At 32.9% G+C, this 16,048-nt stretch carries 23 protein-coding genes and 1 pseudogene; 23 read left to right on the top strand and 1 reads right to left on the bottom strand.

All coding sequences use genetic code 11. The features are described from left to right. Nucleotides 1–3: 3 nt before the first annotated feature. From QUE18_RS09595 to QUE18_RS09500, 20 genes are all read left to right on the top strand, one after another. Complete coding sequence (locus QUE18_RS09595; RefSeq protein ID WP_008392541.1) at nt 4–501, top strand: CAT RNA binding domain-containing protein; 498 nt, start codon at nt 4–6, stop codon at nt 499–501. A gap of 223 nt (nt 502–724) precedes the next feature. Then, complete coding sequence (locus QUE18_RS09590) at nt 725–988, top strand: HPr family phosphocarrier protein (protein ID WP_006568975.1); 264 nt, start codon at nt 725–727, stop codon at nt 986–988. 52 nt (nt 989–1,040) lie between these two features. Further along, on the top strand, nt 1,041–2,753 hold the full coding sequence (gene ptsP, locus QUE18_RS09585; RefSeq protein ID WP_009204346.1) for a phosphoenolpyruvate--protein phosphotransferase: 1,713 nt from the start codon (nt 1,041–1,043) through the stop codon (nt 2,751–2,753). Nucleotides 2,754–3,010: 257 nt separating this feature from the next. Beyond that, the gene (locus tag QUE18_RS09580; protein WP_009204347.1) at nt 3,011–3,148 is read left to right on the top strand and encodes a hypothetical protein; all 138 of its coding nucleotides are present in this window, start codon (nt 3,011–3,013) and stop codon (nt 3,146–3,148) included. 9 nt (nt 3,149–3,157) lie between these two features. Further along, on the top strand, nt 3,158–3,712 hold the full coding sequence (locus tag QUE18_RS09575; protein ID WP_008392537.1) for a hypothetical protein: 555 nt from the start codon (nt 3,158–3,160) through the stop codon (nt 3,710–3,712). Between the two features lie 209 nt (nt 3,713–3,921). Continuing rightward, on the top strand, nt 3,922–4,395 hold the full coding sequence (locus QUE18_RS09570; protein WP_009204349.1) for a hypothetical protein: 474 nt from the start codon (nt 3,922–3,924) through the stop codon (nt 4,393–4,395). A 438-nt stretch (nt 4,396–4,833) separates the two neighbouring features. Next, nucleotides 4,834–5,601 carry an ankyrin repeat domain-containing protein gene (locus QUE18_RS09565; RefSeq protein WP_009204351.1) on the top strand — a complete coding sequence of 256 codons (768 nt, stop codon included), beginning with the start codon at nt 4,834–4,836 and terminating at the stop codon, nt 5,599–5,601. A gap of 77 nt (nt 5,602–5,678) precedes the next feature. Further along, nucleotides 5,679–5,876 carry a hypothetical protein gene (locus QUE18_RS09560; protein WP_009204352.1) on the top strand — a complete coding sequence of 66 codons (198 nt, stop codon included), beginning with the start codon at nt 5,679–5,681 and terminating at the stop codon, nt 5,874–5,876. Nucleotides 5,877–5,907: 31 nt separating this feature from the next. Next, a complete protein-coding gene (locus tag QUE18_RS09555) occupies nt 5,908–6,174 on the top strand; it encodes a hypothetical protein (RefSeq protein WP_009204353.1) in 267 nt (88 codons plus the stop codon). Nucleotides 6,175–6,266: 92 nt separating this feature from the next. Beyond that, complete coding sequence (locus tag QUE18_RS09550) at nt 6,267–6,635, top strand: hypothetical protein (RefSeq protein ID WP_465220249.1); 369 nt, start codon at nt 6,267–6,269, stop codon at nt 6,633–6,635. An 83-nt stretch (nt 6,636–6,718) separates the two neighbouring features. Next, nucleotides 6,719–7,141, top strand: coding sequence for a hypothetical protein (locus QUE18_RS09545; RefSeq protein WP_008392530.1), 423 nt, complete (start codon nt 6,719–6,721; stop codon nt 7,139–7,141). A 3-nt stretch (nt 7,142–7,144) separates the two neighbouring features. After that, nucleotides 7,145–7,537 (top strand): RHS repeat-associated core domain-containing protein, encoded by a 393-nt coding sequence (locus QUE18_RS09540; RefSeq protein WP_008392529.1) that lies wholly within the window; start codon nt 7,145–7,147, stop codon nt 7,535–7,537. 224 nt (nt 7,538–7,761) lie between these two features. Beyond that, the gene (locus QUE18_RS09535; protein ID WP_008392528.1) at nt 7,762–8,286 is read left to right on the top strand and encodes a hypothetical protein; all 525 of its coding nucleotides are present in this window, start codon (nt 7,762–7,764) and stop codon (nt 8,284–8,286) included. 569 nt (nt 8,287–8,855) lie between these two features. Continuing rightward, the gene (locus tag QUE18_RS09530) at nt 8,856–9,077 is read left to right on the top strand and encodes a hypothetical protein (protein WP_008392526.1); all 222 of its coding nucleotides are present in this window, start codon (nt 8,856–8,858) and stop codon (nt 9,075–9,077) included. A 16-nt stretch (nt 9,078–9,093) separates the two neighbouring features. Next, nucleotides 9,094–9,555 carry a hypothetical protein gene (locus QUE18_RS09525; RefSeq protein WP_008392525.1) on the top strand — a complete coding sequence of 154 codons (462 nt, stop codon included), beginning with the start codon at nt 9,094–9,096 and terminating at the stop codon, nt 9,553–9,555. 284 nt (nt 9,556–9,839) lie between these two features. Beyond that, the gene (locus tag QUE18_RS09520) at nt 9,840–10,331 is read left to right on the top strand and encodes an RHS repeat-associated core domain-containing protein (RefSeq protein WP_009204354.1); all 492 of its coding nucleotides are present in this window, start codon (nt 9,840–9,842) and stop codon (nt 10,329–10,331) included. A gap of 187 nt (nt 10,332–10,518) precedes the next feature. Further along, nucleotides 10,519–10,758, top strand: a complete 240-nt coding sequence (locus QUE18_RS09515) for a polymorphic toxin type 35 domain-containing protein (protein ID WP_009204355.1) — start codon at nt 10,519–10,521, stop codon at nt 10,756–10,758. Beyond that, complete coding sequence (locus QUE18_RS09510; RefSeq protein WP_009204356.1) at nt 10,730–11,281, top strand: hypothetical protein; 552 nt, start codon at nt 10,730–10,732, stop codon at nt 11,279–11,281. The genes QUE18_RS09515 and QUE18_RS09510 overlap by 29 nt, the downstream gene beginning before the upstream one ends. A 23-nt stretch (nt 11,282–11,304) precedes the next feature. Then, a complete protein-coding gene (locus QUE18_RS09505) occupies nt 11,305–11,859 on the top strand; it encodes a hypothetical protein (protein WP_008392520.1) in 555 nt (184 codons plus the stop codon). Further along, on the top strand, nt 11,849–12,700 hold the full coding sequence (locus tag QUE18_RS09500) for a hypothetical protein (protein WP_009204357.1): 852 nt from the start codon (nt 11,849–11,851) through the stop codon (nt 12,698–12,700). The genes QUE18_RS09505 and QUE18_RS09500 overlap by 11 nt, the downstream gene beginning before the upstream one ends. 11 nt (nt 12,701–12,711) lie before the next feature. Here the strand turns inward: QUE18_RS09500 and QUE18_RS09495 are convergent, their stop codons facing one another. Next, nucleotides 12,712–12,972: an Lrp/AsnC family transcriptional regulator gene (locus tag QUE18_RS09495; protein ID WP_009204358.1), complete on the bottom strand. Its 261-nt coding sequence runs from the start codon at nt 12,970–12,972 to the stop codon at nt 12,712–12,714. 184 nt (nt 12,973–13,156) lie between these two features. Between QUE18_RS09495 and QUE18_RS13855 the strand changes: the two are divergent. The 3 genes and pseudogenes from QUE18_RS13855 (at nt 13,157) to QUE18_RS09480 (ending at nt 16,041) form a co-directional block, all read left to right on the top strand. Further along, a pseudogene (locus QUE18_RS13855) lies at nt 13,157–14,431 on the top strand (aspartate ammonia-lyase). A gap of 136 nt (nt 14,432–14,567) precedes the next feature. Continuing rightward, a complete protein-coding gene (locus tag QUE18_RS09485; protein WP_015530351.1) occupies nt 14,568–14,972 on the top strand; it encodes a hypothetical protein in 405 nt (134 codons plus the stop codon). Between the two features lie 40 nt (nt 14,973–15,012). After that, nucleotides 15,013–16,041, top strand: coding sequence for a DNA/RNA non-specific endonuclease (locus tag QUE18_RS09480; RefSeq protein ID WP_009204362.1), 1,029 nt, complete (start codon nt 15,013–15,015; stop codon nt 16,039–16,041). The last annotated feature ends 7 nt before the right edge of the window (nt 16,042–16,048 follow it).

The raw sequence follows: 16,048 nt of genomic DNA, 5'->3' as shown, positions 1-16,048 counted from the left end.
AAAGTGATCATACAAAAAGTAATCAACAATAACGTGGTCAGTACATTTGATTCAAACGGAAAAGAAGTTATTTTGATGGGAAAAGGAATTGGATTTCGCAAGAAAACCGGGGACGAATTAGATAAGACGAAGATTGAGAAGATTTTTACCTTGGACCTCAGTGGCAAATCATCTTTTGTACAGGAAGTCATGGCGATCATTCAGGAGTTTTATGAAATCGTGCTAGATACGGAACATCCAGCATATCAGAGATTTGCAACACATTTACAATATCTTGAGACGGAAATCTTATCAAAGAAACGGCCGATAGAAGAAGACGAAGAAGATGATGTTGAATTTTATGAACGTAATCAGAAGAAGTATCCAGAAGCCTATGTGTGCAGTCAGAAGATCGTGGAACATATCGAGCAGCATTACAACTGCAAACTTTCAGCAGATGAGAAGATGTATCTGATCATTTATGTCAAAAGACTGATCTTAGAAATGGGGCATCAGTCATAAAACCAGGTTGACTTATAAGGCAAAATTTGATATTATAATATTATCGAATTTTGGATTGTGACTGGTGAGGCAGGCAAGACCTATTTAATAAGTGTGAACATTTGTTAAAGTAGGTCTTTTTTTATGCTTTTTTAAGAAATTGCACTTAGATGAGTACAAAGATAAGCCAGTTAAAGATCCAGATAAATTAAAATTATTTTATATGTGAGAAGGAGAAACAATTATGGTATCAAAGAAATTTGTCATTGAAAACGAACAGGGATTACACATGAGACCAGCTGGAGTTTTAGCGAAAGCTGTAACTAAATTCGAATCTGACGTAACTATCGTATTCGAAGATAAAAAAATCAACGCTAAAAGCTTATTAAACATCATCGGAGCTTGCATCAAATGTGGTTCTGAAATCGAATTAGTATGTGAAGGTCCAGACGAAGAAGCAGCTCTTGCACATGCAACAGAACTGATTGAATCTGGGTTAGGTGAATAATCACTGCTCATAACGAGTGTAACATATAATTTGATAAAGGACGGGTGGCAACATGTATAAAGGTATAGGAGCATCTGCTGGTATCGGTATCGGTAAGATCGTTAAGATTAAGGAAGAAGAACTTAATTACACAAAACAGTCTATCGAAGATACAGAAGCAGAGAAAAAACGTTTAAGCGATGCAATTGAAGTTTTCATTGAGAAGACTCAGAAGATGGTTGAATCCATGAAAGTAACTGCTGGTGAGCAGGAAGCAGAGATCTTAGAAGGTCATATCATGATGATCCAGGATCCAGCGATCTCAGAACAGATCGAAGCTAAGATCGATGGAGAGAAGATCAACGCAGAAGCTGCTGTAGAAGAAGCTTGCGATTTCTTCGCACAGATCTTCGCTATGGCAGACGATGAACTGACACAGCAGAGAGCATCTGACTTAGGCGACATCAAAACTCGTTTAATTAAGATCTTACTTGGAATTGAAGAAGTAGATATCAGTGCAGTTCCAGAAGGAACAATCTTAGTAGCAGAAGATTTAACACCATCTATGACAGCAGGAATCAATCCTGCAAACGTTCAGGGTGTATTAACAGAGATTGGTGGTAAGACATCTCACTCTGCGATCATCTGCAGATCTATGGAAATTCCAGCAGTTCTTAGTATCGAAAACATCGTTTCTATCGTTAATGATGGAGATGAAGTTGTTCTTGACGGATCAACAGGAGAAGCATTCATCAATCCTGAAGCATCTGTTGTAGAAGAATATAAAGCTAAGAAAGCAAAATTCTTAGAAGAGAAAGCTGCCCTTCAGAAGTTTGTTGGACAGAAATCCCAGACAGCAGACGGACACGTTGTGGAACTGGTTGCTAACATCGGTGGACCAGACGAAGCAGAAGGTGTCTTAGAGCGTGATGGAGAAGGTGTTGGATTATTCAGATCTGAGTTCTTATTCATGGAAAGCGATGCGATTCCATCAGAAGAAGCTCAGTTTGAAGCATACAAGAAAGTAGCTGAAACTCTTGACGGTAAACCAGTGATCATCCGTACACTGGATATCGGTGGGGATAAAGCACTTCCATATCTTGGACTTCCAACAGAAGAGAATCCATTCTTAGGATTCAGAGCAGTACGTTTCTGCTTACAGAGAAAAGAAGATATTTACAAACCACAGCTTCGTGCATTATTACGTGCAAGTGCCTTCGGTAAAGTTCGTATCATGGTACCATTAGTAACATGTGTAGACGAGCTTCGTGCAGTCAAAGCGATCATCGAAGAACTGAAACAGGAATTAGATGCAGAAGGTATCGCATACGACAAAGATATCCAGGTTGGTGTTATGATGGAAACTGCAGCAGCAAGCTTAATTGCTGACATTCTTGCAAAAGAAGCAGACTTCTTCAGTATCGGTACAAACGATTTAACTGGATACACAATGGCAGCCGACAGAGGTAACCCAGATGTTGCATATCTGTACTCTGCATACAATCCAGCTGTACTTCGTTCTATCAGAAATATCATCTCAGCTGCAAACAAAGAAGACATCATGGCAGGTATGTGTGGAGAAGCAGCAAGCGATCCATTATTAGTACCAGTATTATTAGGATTCGGATTAAACGAATTCTCAGTAAGTGCTACAGCAATCCTTGCTACAAGAAAAGTAATGTCTCTGTGGACAATGGATGAATGTAAAGCATTAGTTGATGAAGTAATGCAGTTAGAAACAGAAGCAGAAGTAAAAGCTTTATTAGAAGAAAGAGCAAGAAGCTAAGATTATATGATTTAGTTTTTTGCGGGAATATGGAAAGGACCTTGGTAATTTAGTTATCAGGGTTCTTTTTTTGTATAGTAATGGAACAATATATTAAGTAGGTATACTTATTAAAAAAGTCAACCATAATATTTCACAAAAATAAAAAAGTTTTTTGTATTAAACGACGAAAAAACTAAATCTGATTGCCTGTAAAATGGTGAAATGTTACAATCCAAGCATAAGGGGAGAATGAAAACGACATATCAGGATACTGTATGAACTTAAGTTCCCTGAGACCTTACGAAGTCACGGATTTCGGAGAGACAACAATCCATGGAGATGATCAGGCGAAAAATGAAGAGTGTTATACTGGTGGAATGTATCTTATTCTACATGGAAAGATCATAGTCTGAAGACAAGATATGATGGAAGAAGGAGTAAATATGATTAAAGAATTGATAAAGATAAAAGAAAATAATAATATAGTTAGTATATTTTGCGATGAAGATGATACTTCGATGTTTTTGGAAGGATATATTTACGCAATTGGAAGACAAGATTTTTTAATTAAACATATAACACCTCATGGATTAGCAGATGGGTATATTCTGAAAAAAATAGATAGTGTTATGCATTTAGAGATAAGTGGGCAGTATGAAAAAAAAATAGAAAAATTATATTCTAAAAAGAATCAAAGACATATTGATTTAAAACTACAAGATAAAGTTAGTTTAAAGAATAACATATTTCAAATTTGTATGAATAATAAGTATATAGTATCAATTGAAATGATACAAGATGATGAATGCCCAATTAAAGGAGTTATAAATAAAATTGATGATAATAAAGTAATCGTTTCAAAATTAACAGAATACGGAGAGGATGATGGAGAGGCAATATTAAAAAAAGAAAATATAGACACTATTTCATTTTTGGGAGTAGATGAAGAAGATATACAATTATTAAAAAGAAAGTAAATAGTTTCTTAATATATTTTCTGGGAAACATGTTTGTAAAAATTGCTGTATCAAAAAACAAAAAAATAAGAATGTATAGAAGTAAATAATTTTACAAAATCTCGGAATCTTGATTTTTAGTCACAAATGATGAATTGTAAATATATTAAAAATAGGGATGGTTAATTAATAAAAGATTCCGAGATTTATTTCTTTATAAGGAGCAAACTATGTATAAAATAGATAAAGAAATAAAAACTAAACTAACTGAAAAAGAAATAAAAAAGAAATTGTATAATATAAGTAGTAAAAAAAGACGTTCTTCTATCTTTTTCATACCAAATCAAGAAAAGTTTTTTATTAAAGAAATGGAAGATTCTATAGTATTATATACTATTCCGTATTATAAAAATAGGGGATTTGTTCCAAAAATAAAAATTAAGATGTATTCTAATGGTGAAAATACTATAATGACAATGAGATATTCGTTATATTTTGAAGCTGAGCTTATAATAATAATAATAAATATACTACTGATTATTAGTTCGCTTCTTATACTTATGATTACTACAAATAATAGGTATTGGGGATTGTATATTATAATTTTTGTAATTTTTTGTGATTTTAGTTTTTATAAAACATTTAAAGATGAAACAGAAAAAATTATGCAATATTTTAATGAGAATGTATTTATAGAATCTTAAGCATTTCTGTAATTCATAAATAATGTCAATAGACAAAAACAGGAACCTCACAGTGCAAAAACTTAAGCTCCCTGAGACCTTACGGAAATCAGTCAGAGTACTCAGCCAACGGCAGATGATATCAAGGCACATCAGATCCAGTATACTTATAATGAGGATGGAAATCTCAGTAAGGTATCCTATCCGACAACCAAAGATGGAATCCAGTCATTATCTTATATTTATGATGAAAACGGATGGCTGCAGGAGATCGAAGGAGAACTGCATTCCAAGGGACAGACAACAGAGAAAGTCCTCAGAAGTTATACTTATGATGCGTATGGAAAAGTCAAAGAGATCAAGAATTACAGGAATAGATATGCAAAAAAGAATGGAAGAAGTGGCAAAGTTTGAGTAACTTGGATTAATCAGCTAATTATATCAGGTGTGTGGAGGTTAATGATTGTGAAAAATATTTTGAAATTGCTGATAGTAATAATATTTTTATTGATTGGTTATTATTTGTATTTTAATATGCCATGGATATTACAATATAAAGAACGAGAATCTAGTATGGTAACCGAGTATTATCGAAAAGGAAGTTTACAATATGATATAATAACAGGTAATTATGTTTTTGCTAGAATAAAAGTGTTATTTGGAGAAAATGTGAATGAGATAGATAAAAAAAATAATACAACACCATTAGAAACAGCATTAATGTCAATGTCGTATCCTGATCGGTTTATAAAAATGTTAGTAAAAAATGGAGCAAATTTAAATAAAGAGGGACATGAACTTCTATCAGAATATATTTATTATTTCGGGCAACAAGATTGTAATAAGATGATAAAATATTTATTAAATAAAGGTGCAGATCCAGATAAAAATGCATTAGTAGTAGCAGTAACAAAAAATAATTATGACTTAGTGCAAATACTCTTAAAAAACGGAGCGGATGTAAATCAAAAAAATGAGAAAGGTATAACAGCAATAATGGCAGCTTGTTACTCAGAAAATTATGAGGAAGAACCGGGAATAAATACAAGAAAACAATATAGAATCATAAGATTATTGATTGAAAAAGGGGCAGATATTAGTTTAAAAGATAATAAAGGAAATACAGTAGAAAAATATATACAACAATATAGAAAAAATATAGAAAATGGTAATCATGAGTATACGGAATCATTATACAAACTAATTAAATCTTATAAAATAAATTAAGTAGACCAATGTACCCGAAGGAATCGTAAGGTCCTTGGGACCTTACGAAGTTAAAATTTGTTAATTAGGATAATATTATGAAGATGCAAAAAATAGAAGTACATATAAAAAATACAGAAAAATGGATAAAATTAATACAAGAAGATTTAGAATTAATTAATGATAAAGAAGACTATTTACATGGACATTATATAACACCAGATATAGATGAATCAGAAATTACAGTGTTTAAAGGATTTGTTGAAGAAGATATAGTGAAAATAATATATATATGAAAAAAATCCATTTAATATAAATGAAGTTGTTATGTTTGATGGAAAACTTGAAAATAGTGAGTTAAAAGGTTGTACGAAGCTTGAAAAAATAGAATATATAAAGGAAATTCCAGCACCAGGCATATTGATTTTTGGAACGTTATATGTGTTGTTTTTATGCATGGGATGGATCAAAGTGACAGATTTTGTTCTGTTTATGATAAGTTTTGTAATAATAATAATGATAGATAGAAGATCAACATTAAGGAGAGGAACAAAGAAGATAAAAAAATATATACAAAAATTTAATCGAGAATAAAAAAGGAACTTAAGCTCCCTGGACATTACGAAGTCATTTGCAAGATCAGTCAGAATGCTCAGCCAACGACAGATGATATCAAATCTCATTAGATCCAGTATACTTATAATGAGGATGGAAATCTCAGTAAGGTATCCTATCCGACCACCCAAGATGGAATTCAGGCATTGTCTTATATTTATGATGAGAACGGATGGCTGCAGGAGATCAAAGGAGAACTGCATTCCAAGGGGCAGACAACAGAGAAAGTCCTCAGAAGTTATACCTATGATACGTTTGGAAGATTGGTCAAAACAGTGACAACCGATTATAAGAAAAATGACCAGACAAAAACAATCACATATACCTATGATAATGTTGGAAACCGGCTCAAAGAAGATGATGGAACAACGACAACATCGTATACTTATAACGGACTGGATCAGTTAAAGACATCCACGAAAAAAAAGGAACTGCGGTAGAAGAAGTCCGTCAGTATGATTACGATGCGAATGGAAATCAGACAGATGTAAAGAACACAAAGACTGGAGAAGATCAGACTTATGTGTATGATGCGGAAAACAGATTAAGTCAGGTGTCCGTGACGAAAGACGGAAAGACAGCGGTGATCCAGCAGAACATCTACAATGGAGAAGGACAGCGGATCCAGAAGGTCGATGGAGATGAGACGACTAACTATTATTATCAGAATGGAGTTGTGGCTTACACGACAGATGCGAATGGAGAGCAAAACTCACAGAATCTGATTGGAACCGATGGAAATGTCCTCGCAACAGAAAGATTTCAACAGAATGCAACACAATATTATCTTTACAACAAAGATATCCAGGAAAGTACAAGCAGTCTTGTAAAAGAAGATGGAAGTGCTGATGCAACATACCAGTATACGGATTTTGGAGAGACAACGATCCAGGGTAATGATCAGGCGAAAAATGAAGTATGTTATACTGGCGGAATTTATGATTAGAGTATGGGGTTGTACTATCTGAATGCACGGTATTATAATCCGGAAGATGGTAGGTTTATGACAGAGGATAGTTATCGCGGCGAGATAATGAACCCTGAGACTGGACATTTGTATGTGTATTGTGCGAATAATCCGGTGAATTATGTGGATCCTAGTGGGCATTTTGCGGCAGCAATGTATACAGTTATAAAATTAGTACTTGTTGGAGGTGCGGTAGCTTATGTGTCATATTCATCATGGAAAAATCATAGTTCAAAAACAAAATATGCAGGAAGAAAAATTATTTCTAAAACAAAAGTATCTGTATGGCTTACAGCAGGAGTAGTGGATAGGATAATATATAGTAAAAGTAAGAAAAAAGTAATACTAAAAAGAAGAAAGAATCAAAAAAAGTAAAAAAGAAAGAGCGACAGATATTCCAAGTTGGGCACATGGATCTAGACCAAAAAAAGGGGAAAGTGGAAATGAGTATGCAATTAGGAAAATGAATGAACATTATGGAAAAGGAAAATGGACAAGAAAAGGAAAGCAAGGAAAGGAATATAGTGAATTGAGAAAGTGGGGAGATAGAGGACGATAATTGATACAGTAAAAATATAAATGGAGGTGCAAATATATTCATGATTTATGAGTTGAAATTCTCGTATTATGAGGATAATTCAGAAAACAATGATGAAATAATTATTGCGGTATATTCATCATATAAAAAGGCAGAAATAGGAAAGAAAAAATTTTCACAACAACCAAGATTTAAAGGAAAAGAGGAATTTTTGGAAATTAATGAATATAAAATCAATGAAGCAGAGTGGAATGAAGGTTTTTGGAGAGCAACAAAATCATATTTTATAATAAAACTTTTAAATAATTATATGATCGAAAAAGAAGAAGAATATAATCCAGAAAATCATGATATAGAAGTAAAATATGGAGAAAATATAAAAGTGTATAATGGAAAAATGGATTATTATTATGATCATGAAAAATTTTTGTGTTTAAAAAATACTGAGAATGGACAAATGTATTGTTTAGATAAACAACAAAGAAAGATTCTATATAAAATAAATAAATATGAAGATATGTTGAAATTTTTAAACCAAAAATATGAAATTGAAAACTTTGGATGGAAAAATATTTTTAGGGAGTGAGGTGGTTAAATATGTATATATATCAACTGACATATGAAGATGAGGGTAGTTTACTTATGATTGGTTATTTTGGAAGTTGGAAAAAAGCACGAAGTGTAATGAAAAAATATAGATCAACACTTCCAGGATTTAAAGAATATCCGAATTGTTTTATTATAAAAAAAATGAAAGTAAATAAGGATAATTATTATTTTTTATAGGTATCACAGAATCTTAAAATTTCTTAAGGTCTACGGTATCAATGTCTTCGTTTTTTGTCGTTACAGACTATTCATTTCATTTTGACTACTGCTGGAATTATAGTATACGCATTTTGGAGTTTCATGTATTCTAAAAAATCTTGTCTGAATAGTAAAAATCCTTAAGGTCCCAGAGACCTTAAGAAAGACTTAGGAGGAGTTATTTTAAAGGCGCTTAAATATATTGTAATAGCTGGAATTACATATGTTGCTGCAACTGCAATTTCAACACTAAAGCGAAAACAACCTAAGATACATTATTATAAAGCAAAAAGGATAAATGCGAAAGTATATATATATGATGCTATAAAGACTAAATCTAAAGCAGCTATGAGATTGAAAGCAAATGGAAATGTTTTTGTGACATCTTCTGGATATGCTTATGATGCATGTAAAGCTGCAAGCCCAATTCATAAAGTATCTGCAATGCAAAAACACAAGAAGGAAAAAGATCAGGGAAAACAATATTATCATTATCATCCAATGTTAAAGTGGAGTAAAAATAAAAATGCGAGAAAACAAATGCATGTACATTGTTGGTTTTTAAAATAGGAGGATTTTAATAATTATGGTGTATGAAGATATTTGCAATTTTGGTATGGACCAATTAGTAATAACCCAATATAAAAAAATATTAAAAATACTTCAGGAAAATAGTAATATTTTAATATTAAAAATACCAATTGAGAAGGTAAAAAGTAAGGAGGAAAAAGAAAGGGAAGAATTACAAACTAAGAATTGTTTAATATTTAAAAAATTAGAAAAATTTTTCTTGGAAAGTAGATTATGTCGTAAAAATGGAACTATAATTAAAAGGGAAAAAGGAAAAAAGGGATATTATATGACGGATAATTGGTATTTATATAAATATAACAAGGATGTAAGAAAAGTTTTACAAGAATATCCTAATATTTATGCTTTTGCAGACTGGATAGATTTATGTTTTGTCTCAGAAAATAAAATTATTTTACAAACAATAGCACATGAAGGAATGTGTTTTGGATCAGCTGAATTGTTTAGAGATATATGATATCAACCAGCAGACATCGTAAGGTCTGAGGTACCTTAAATGCATTATATTATAAGTTACTTAAGTTCCCAGGGACATTAAGACAAAGTTTGAGTAACTTGAGATTTCATAACTTAAGTTCCCTGAGACCTTACGAAGTCACAGAAGTTACACTTATGATGCTTATGGAAAAGTCAAAGAGATTAAAGACCACAGAAATCTATTAAATAACAGTGATCAGGCAGTTTAAAAAGTCTATACCTATGACAGTTTTGACCGTGTAAAAGAGATGACTTACACAGAACTTGATTGGAACAGAAGGAAATGTCCTTGCAACTGAGAGATTCAAAGGGGATGATACGCAATATTATCTGTATAATGAAGATATTCAGGGAAGTACAACTAGCCTAGTGAAAGAAGATGGAAGTGCAGATGCAACCTATCAGTATACGGATTTTGGAGAGACAATTATTCATGGAGATGATCAGGCGAAAAATGAAGTGTGTTATACTGGTGGAATCTATGATCAGAGTACGGGATTGTATTATCTGAATGCACGGTATTATAATCCAGAAGATGGTAGATTTATGACAGAGGATACCTATCGTGGAGATACGACAAAATCGGAGACGGGACATTTATATGTGTATTGTGCGAATAATCCGGTGAATTATGTGGATCCTAGTGGGCATTTTTTAGTAAGTACAGCAGTTTTAGTAGGTGTCGGAGTAGGAGGAATTGTTGGTGCAATAGCTGGTTCATATAAAGGTAGATTAGTTGCTAAAAGATTAGGATAAAAAAAGAAATTTATTTATAGCAACATATGGAATTAAAGGAGCTGCAGTAGGAGCCATTATAGGAGCATTTGCAGGTTATGGTATCGGTGTTTGCTATGGAGCATCATCAAGTAGTGGATTAGCGGTAAAAGGAGTCAATAGTGCAATAAGAAGAGTAGCTTCTGATCAAAATAAAGTAAGGCACATTATGCAGAGTAAACATGCGTGGACAAAAGTAACAAAAAAGAATCAGTGGAAGTATGTAAAACCAATTGTAAAAAAGGCAATGAAAAGTGGAAAAATGGAAGCTATAGGAAAAACTAAAGGAAAAGAAATTGTATATAAATTTGTATACAATTATAAAGGGAAAATTATCGAAGGTACATGTATAGCTAAGAAAGGAGTTGTAAAATTAAGTGATGCATGGGTTAAAACAATTGGTTTATGATAATCAACCATTTTTTTCTTCAAATCAAACTGGAAAAACGAATCGAGAGTTATATATTTTGTGGAAACAAAATAAGAGAGATGATATTTTCTTACTTTTATATACACAGCTTTGGATGGTATTAGAAGAAGTTTATATGGAGAATGTTATAGATTATTATAAGAAAGATTGTTATGAAAAAAAACTTTTTTTTGAATTAGTAGAATATCAAAAAAGGTTTTTTAAAAAAAATATCAAAATACAATTACTTACAGGTTATTTTTATGCGACCACGGAATATTTATTTTTCTTAAATAAGGAAAATGATATTTATAATATAGTTGATGAAGGAAAAAATATAATAAAAAAACTATATGATAATAATCAAGAAAAATTCGAAGTATATATTTTTTATATTTGCATTTTACAAGGAAAGAGAAAAAAATGGATAAAAAAAAGAAAATGGTATTTACGAGAAATTAAAAAACTATTTCCAAGTAATTCGGAAATAGATCAATATTTTCGGGAAATATTTTTACTGTAAGTAATGTTAAAGACTTTGTAACAATGATAGTATGTAATATACAATTACAAAATAAAAAAGATTCTTTTATTAAAAAATCATATTCCATACCTGTTGGTATTTTTCCAGGGAATAAAGCAACCATTGACGACAAAGGGAATATATATGTTGCGACTGGAATGTTAGGTGTCGTTCAGAAATTTAACAAGAATGGCGACTTTATTAAGAGTATCTTAATTAAGGATGATATTGATATGATTAAGAATGAAAGAGATGGAATTCATGTATATGCAGGCAAGTTTGATTATACGGATTATCATATAACAGAGAAAAAAATAATAGAAAAAGAAATAAGTGAAACAGATTTAGATCATATAAAATCGGGACCCAATGAATTGGTGATTGGTAATTTCTGGATTTTCAAAGGTAAAATTACAATCTTGAAAAGTAGTTTATTTCCAATAGATCCTTTTATTATTATGTATACAGCTATATTGATGGAAATTATATTTTGGATAAAAGCAAAGATAAGTCGGTTTAGAGAAAACAAAAGCAGCAAAAGTGTAGTGATAACAGGAGGAGACGAAATTGGAAGTTAATGTAGAAATTGTATTAAGTTATAATGATGAAGAAACAGATTGGAAAGTAAAAAAAAATATTTCTAAATTCATATACAGATTAAAGAAATACAGAACAGGAAATCGATTTTCTGGAGAATATACATATAAGATTAATCAAGATTCAGAACTATATAAACAAATAATTGAATTTTATAAATCAAATAGGAAAGATGTAGAATTTATCTGTTTGGATTATGATGTTAAAGTTTCAGATGAAGAATTTGAAAAGGTAAAAGCATTCGTTTTATGTTTTCCAGAATATTACTGTGAAGAATACGAAGATATTGAAAATGAATATAGTGAATGTGAAAGTTGTCATAGTAAAGAAAAAACAAATAGCTTATTTTATGCACAACCGAAAGGATATATAAAAAAACATGAGAATGATTATGGGTTTGCAGGATTGGATGGAACAGGAGAGTTGTTGTTATTACCAAAACTGGTGGAGAAATTAAAAAAATCAGGAGTAGATAAAAAATATTTTCAGCCGATTATAAGCAAAAGTAAAAAGATATTAGGATATACTTTTATTACTGATAATATATTACCACAGAAAAGTTATATTGATGAAAATTATAAATTTGAAAATCAATGTGAAAAATGTGAAAGAATAAATATGACAGAAAATGAAAACATTTTCTATTTCATACCGAAAAGAATAACAGAAGAAGGAATAAAAAATTTAAAGGATGTAAATAAGACATATGAATTTTACGATGAGTATAGGGAAATTATAATAAGTAAAAAGGTTGCACAAATTATAAAAGAAAATGTTCCATATGCAAAATTTTACCCTGTTATTTTAGATAACAGAAATTAAAAACAAATCAACTATTCAGGAACCACCCCGCGATTCTCAACGATCGTAGAAAACACGATCATCGTACTAGAAAAAGCAACCTTCAGCAGCACAGAATAATTTCCAGTTACACAATCACATTCCAATACATTTGGGTGTGCTCGAAGAAAAGGATAAACTTCGGGTTTTTGTGCAGGGCTGATCTCAAGACTGATATATGCTTTAATATGATAACCAAGTTGGATCGGGTCAACAGAAGCATGAAATCCAGTCAGAATTCCTTCCGCTTCCAACCGCTTAATTATTTAAAGTAAATCAAGACTTTCATTAAAAAAAGAAAAGATGAAACACAAAATTTGAACTTTAAATTTGGAAAGACAGGATTAAGGTTTACGAACATTGCATACTGTGTTAAGCTCCAACACATAAAATCTTGAAACAAAACGACAGCATGAGTAATCAGAAAAGAGGAAGACAATGTTAAGCAGAATGGAACACGATTCAATTGGAGCATTAAACGTACCAGCGGAAGCATACTATGGAGTTCAGAGTATGCGTGCAGCCACAAACTTTCAGATCACACACCGTCCATTACATCCAGTATTGATCGACAGCATCGTAATGGTCAAAAAAGCAGCAGCGATCACGAATGAAAAGTCTGGAAAAACTTGACCAGCAAATCGCTCAGGCAATCATTCAGGCATGTGATGAGATTCTGGATGGAAATCTAAGAGATCAGTTTATCGTGGATGCGATCCAAGGAGGGGCTGGAACTTCTGCCAATATGAATGCAAACGAAGTGATTGCCAATCGTGCGATAGAAATCCTTGGTGGAACCAAAGGAGATTACAGCATTGTACATCCAAACGATCATGTCAATATGTCACAGTCTACGAACGATGTAATCCCAACGGCAGGAAAGATCACCGTCTTAAAATTACTTCCACAAACGATCAAAGAACTTGAGAAATTAGAAAAAGCCATGGAAGAAAAAGAAGCAGAGTTTGATGATATCCTCAAAATGGGAAGAACACAGCTTCAGGATGCCGTTCCAATGAGACTTGGACAAAGTTTTGGAGCATTTGCGCATGTCTTAAAAAGGGATATCAAAAGACTAAAAAAAAAATGTTATGGACGAGATGAAAGTCTTAAACATCGGAGCAACAGCCATTGGAACAGCGATCAATGTAGACCCTTACTATCTTGCAAACATTTCTTATGAATTAAGCAAAGTTGCAGGAATTTCATTAAAACAGGCAGATGATTCCAGCAAGACAGAATGGTTCATCCATCATGTCAGGAAAGATCAACCCAGTGATTCCAGAAGTTGTATCACAGGTTGCATACCTGATCATTGGACATGACTATACGATCACGATGGCAGCCGAAGCCGGACAGTTAGAATTAAATGCATTTGAACCAGTCTTATTCCATCATTTATTTGAATCCATCGATACCTTAAAAGAAGCAGCAGCCACACTTACAAAACACTGCATTACAGGGATCACCGCAAATAAAGGACAGTGCGAAGAATATATTGAAAAAAGTGTTGGAATCTCAACAGCGTTATGTCCATATATCGGATATGCAAAGTCTGATGAGATTGCAAAAAAATCACTAAAAACAGGAATTTCTGTAAAAGAGCTGGTATTAGAAGAAGGTCTGTTAAAGGAAGAAGAATTAAAAGAGATCTTAAAACCAGAGAAAATGACACAGCCTATGAGAGAAAAAGTGATGAAAGCAGTATCATAAATACAATTAGAATACAAAAAAGAATGAAAAGTAAGAAGAGGCTTTGGAGAAATTCAGAGCTTCTTTTATTGCAATATCCTCTCGCACAAGATATAATACATAAATAGAACATAAGTACGATTGGAGGATGGAAAGAATGATAATAATTCTATGCTTAGACAACAACAACGGTATGATGTTTAATGATCGAAGGCAGAGTCAGGATCGAGGCTTGCGAGAGTATATTGCGGAGATGACCAAAGGGGAGAAGGTCTATATGAATGCATATACAGAGAAGTTGTATGAAGAGATCAACGATCCGGTTGTTTGTGAAGATTTCTTACACAAGGCAGGAAAAGGGGAGACTTGTATTGTAGAGAATCTTCCATTAAAACCAGTGATAGATCAGATCGAAGAGATCGTGATCTTCCGCTGGAATAAAGTTTATCCGTCCGATCAGGTATTGGATGTGGATCTTGAGGAATGGAAACTTGCAGAAGAAGAACAGATCGAAGGTTCCACTCACGAGATCACAAAACAGATCTATCTTCCAAAACAATAAGCTAGATCAGAAAAGAATATAACAAGAGGAGAAACAGTTGATGATGAGAGTAACAAAGAAATTATATGCCCTGCTGATCGCAGGAATGATGGCGGTATCACTGGCAGGATGTCAGAGTACAGGCAATAGCAGTAATCACGAAAGCACACAGAACGAACAAAGCAGCAAAGGAAGTACAAATTCTTCCACCAAATCTGTATCATCTGACAATATTCCGGATTTTTCAGGGAATATGACGGTTGCTGTTGACAATAATAATCCAGATTTTACATCCAAGGATCTGACAACAAAATCCTACGAGTCTTACAGCAGACTTGACTCTGAAGGAAGATGTCAGGTGGCGGAAGCGTGTGTTGGAAAAGATATCATGCCAAAAGGAAAACGTGGAGCGATCGGTATGGTAAAACCAACCGGATGGCATACAGCAAAATACGATAACGTTGATGGGAAATATCTATATAACCGCTGTCATTTGATCGCTTACCAGCTGACCGGTGAGAATGCCAATAACAAGAACCTGATCACAGGAACAAGATCTTTTAACGTGGATGGAATGTTACCATATGAAGAGATGGTCGGTGACTATGTCCGTGAGACAGGCAATCATGTATTATACAGAGTTACACCAGTCTTTGACGGAGATGACCTGGTAGCTAAAGGGGTACAGATGGAAGCGATGTCTGTGGAAGATAAGGGTGAAGATATCAAGTTTAATGTCTTTGTATATAATGTACAGGATGGGGTGAAGATTGATTACGAGTCAGGAGACAGTGAAGCAGACAGCAGCGTGCAGGTAACAACAGAGAATTCAAAAGCAAGCCAGAAATATCACACAAACCAGAATTCATCTAATAACAGCAAAAACTACAACAGTAACAAAAATACAACAGCAGCAAAAACAAATACAAAAACAACTGCTTCACAGAAGATCCGTGGAAACAGCAGATCAAAGGTATACCACTGCCCAGGTCAAAGAGATTATGACCGTATGGGAACATCAAAATATTTAGTCACATTTAAGAGTGAGAAAGAAGCAAAGGCAGCGGGATATCATAAGGCACAAAGATAAAAGAAAG

Source organism: Anaerostipes hadrus ATCC 29173 = JCM 17467 (genome assembly GCF_030296915.1).
Taxonomy (GTDB): Bacteria; Bacillota; Clostridia; order Lachnospirales; family Lachnospiraceae; genus Anaerostipes; species Anaerostipes hadrus.
This window is presented reverse-complemented; position numbering and strand designations above follow the sequence as displayed.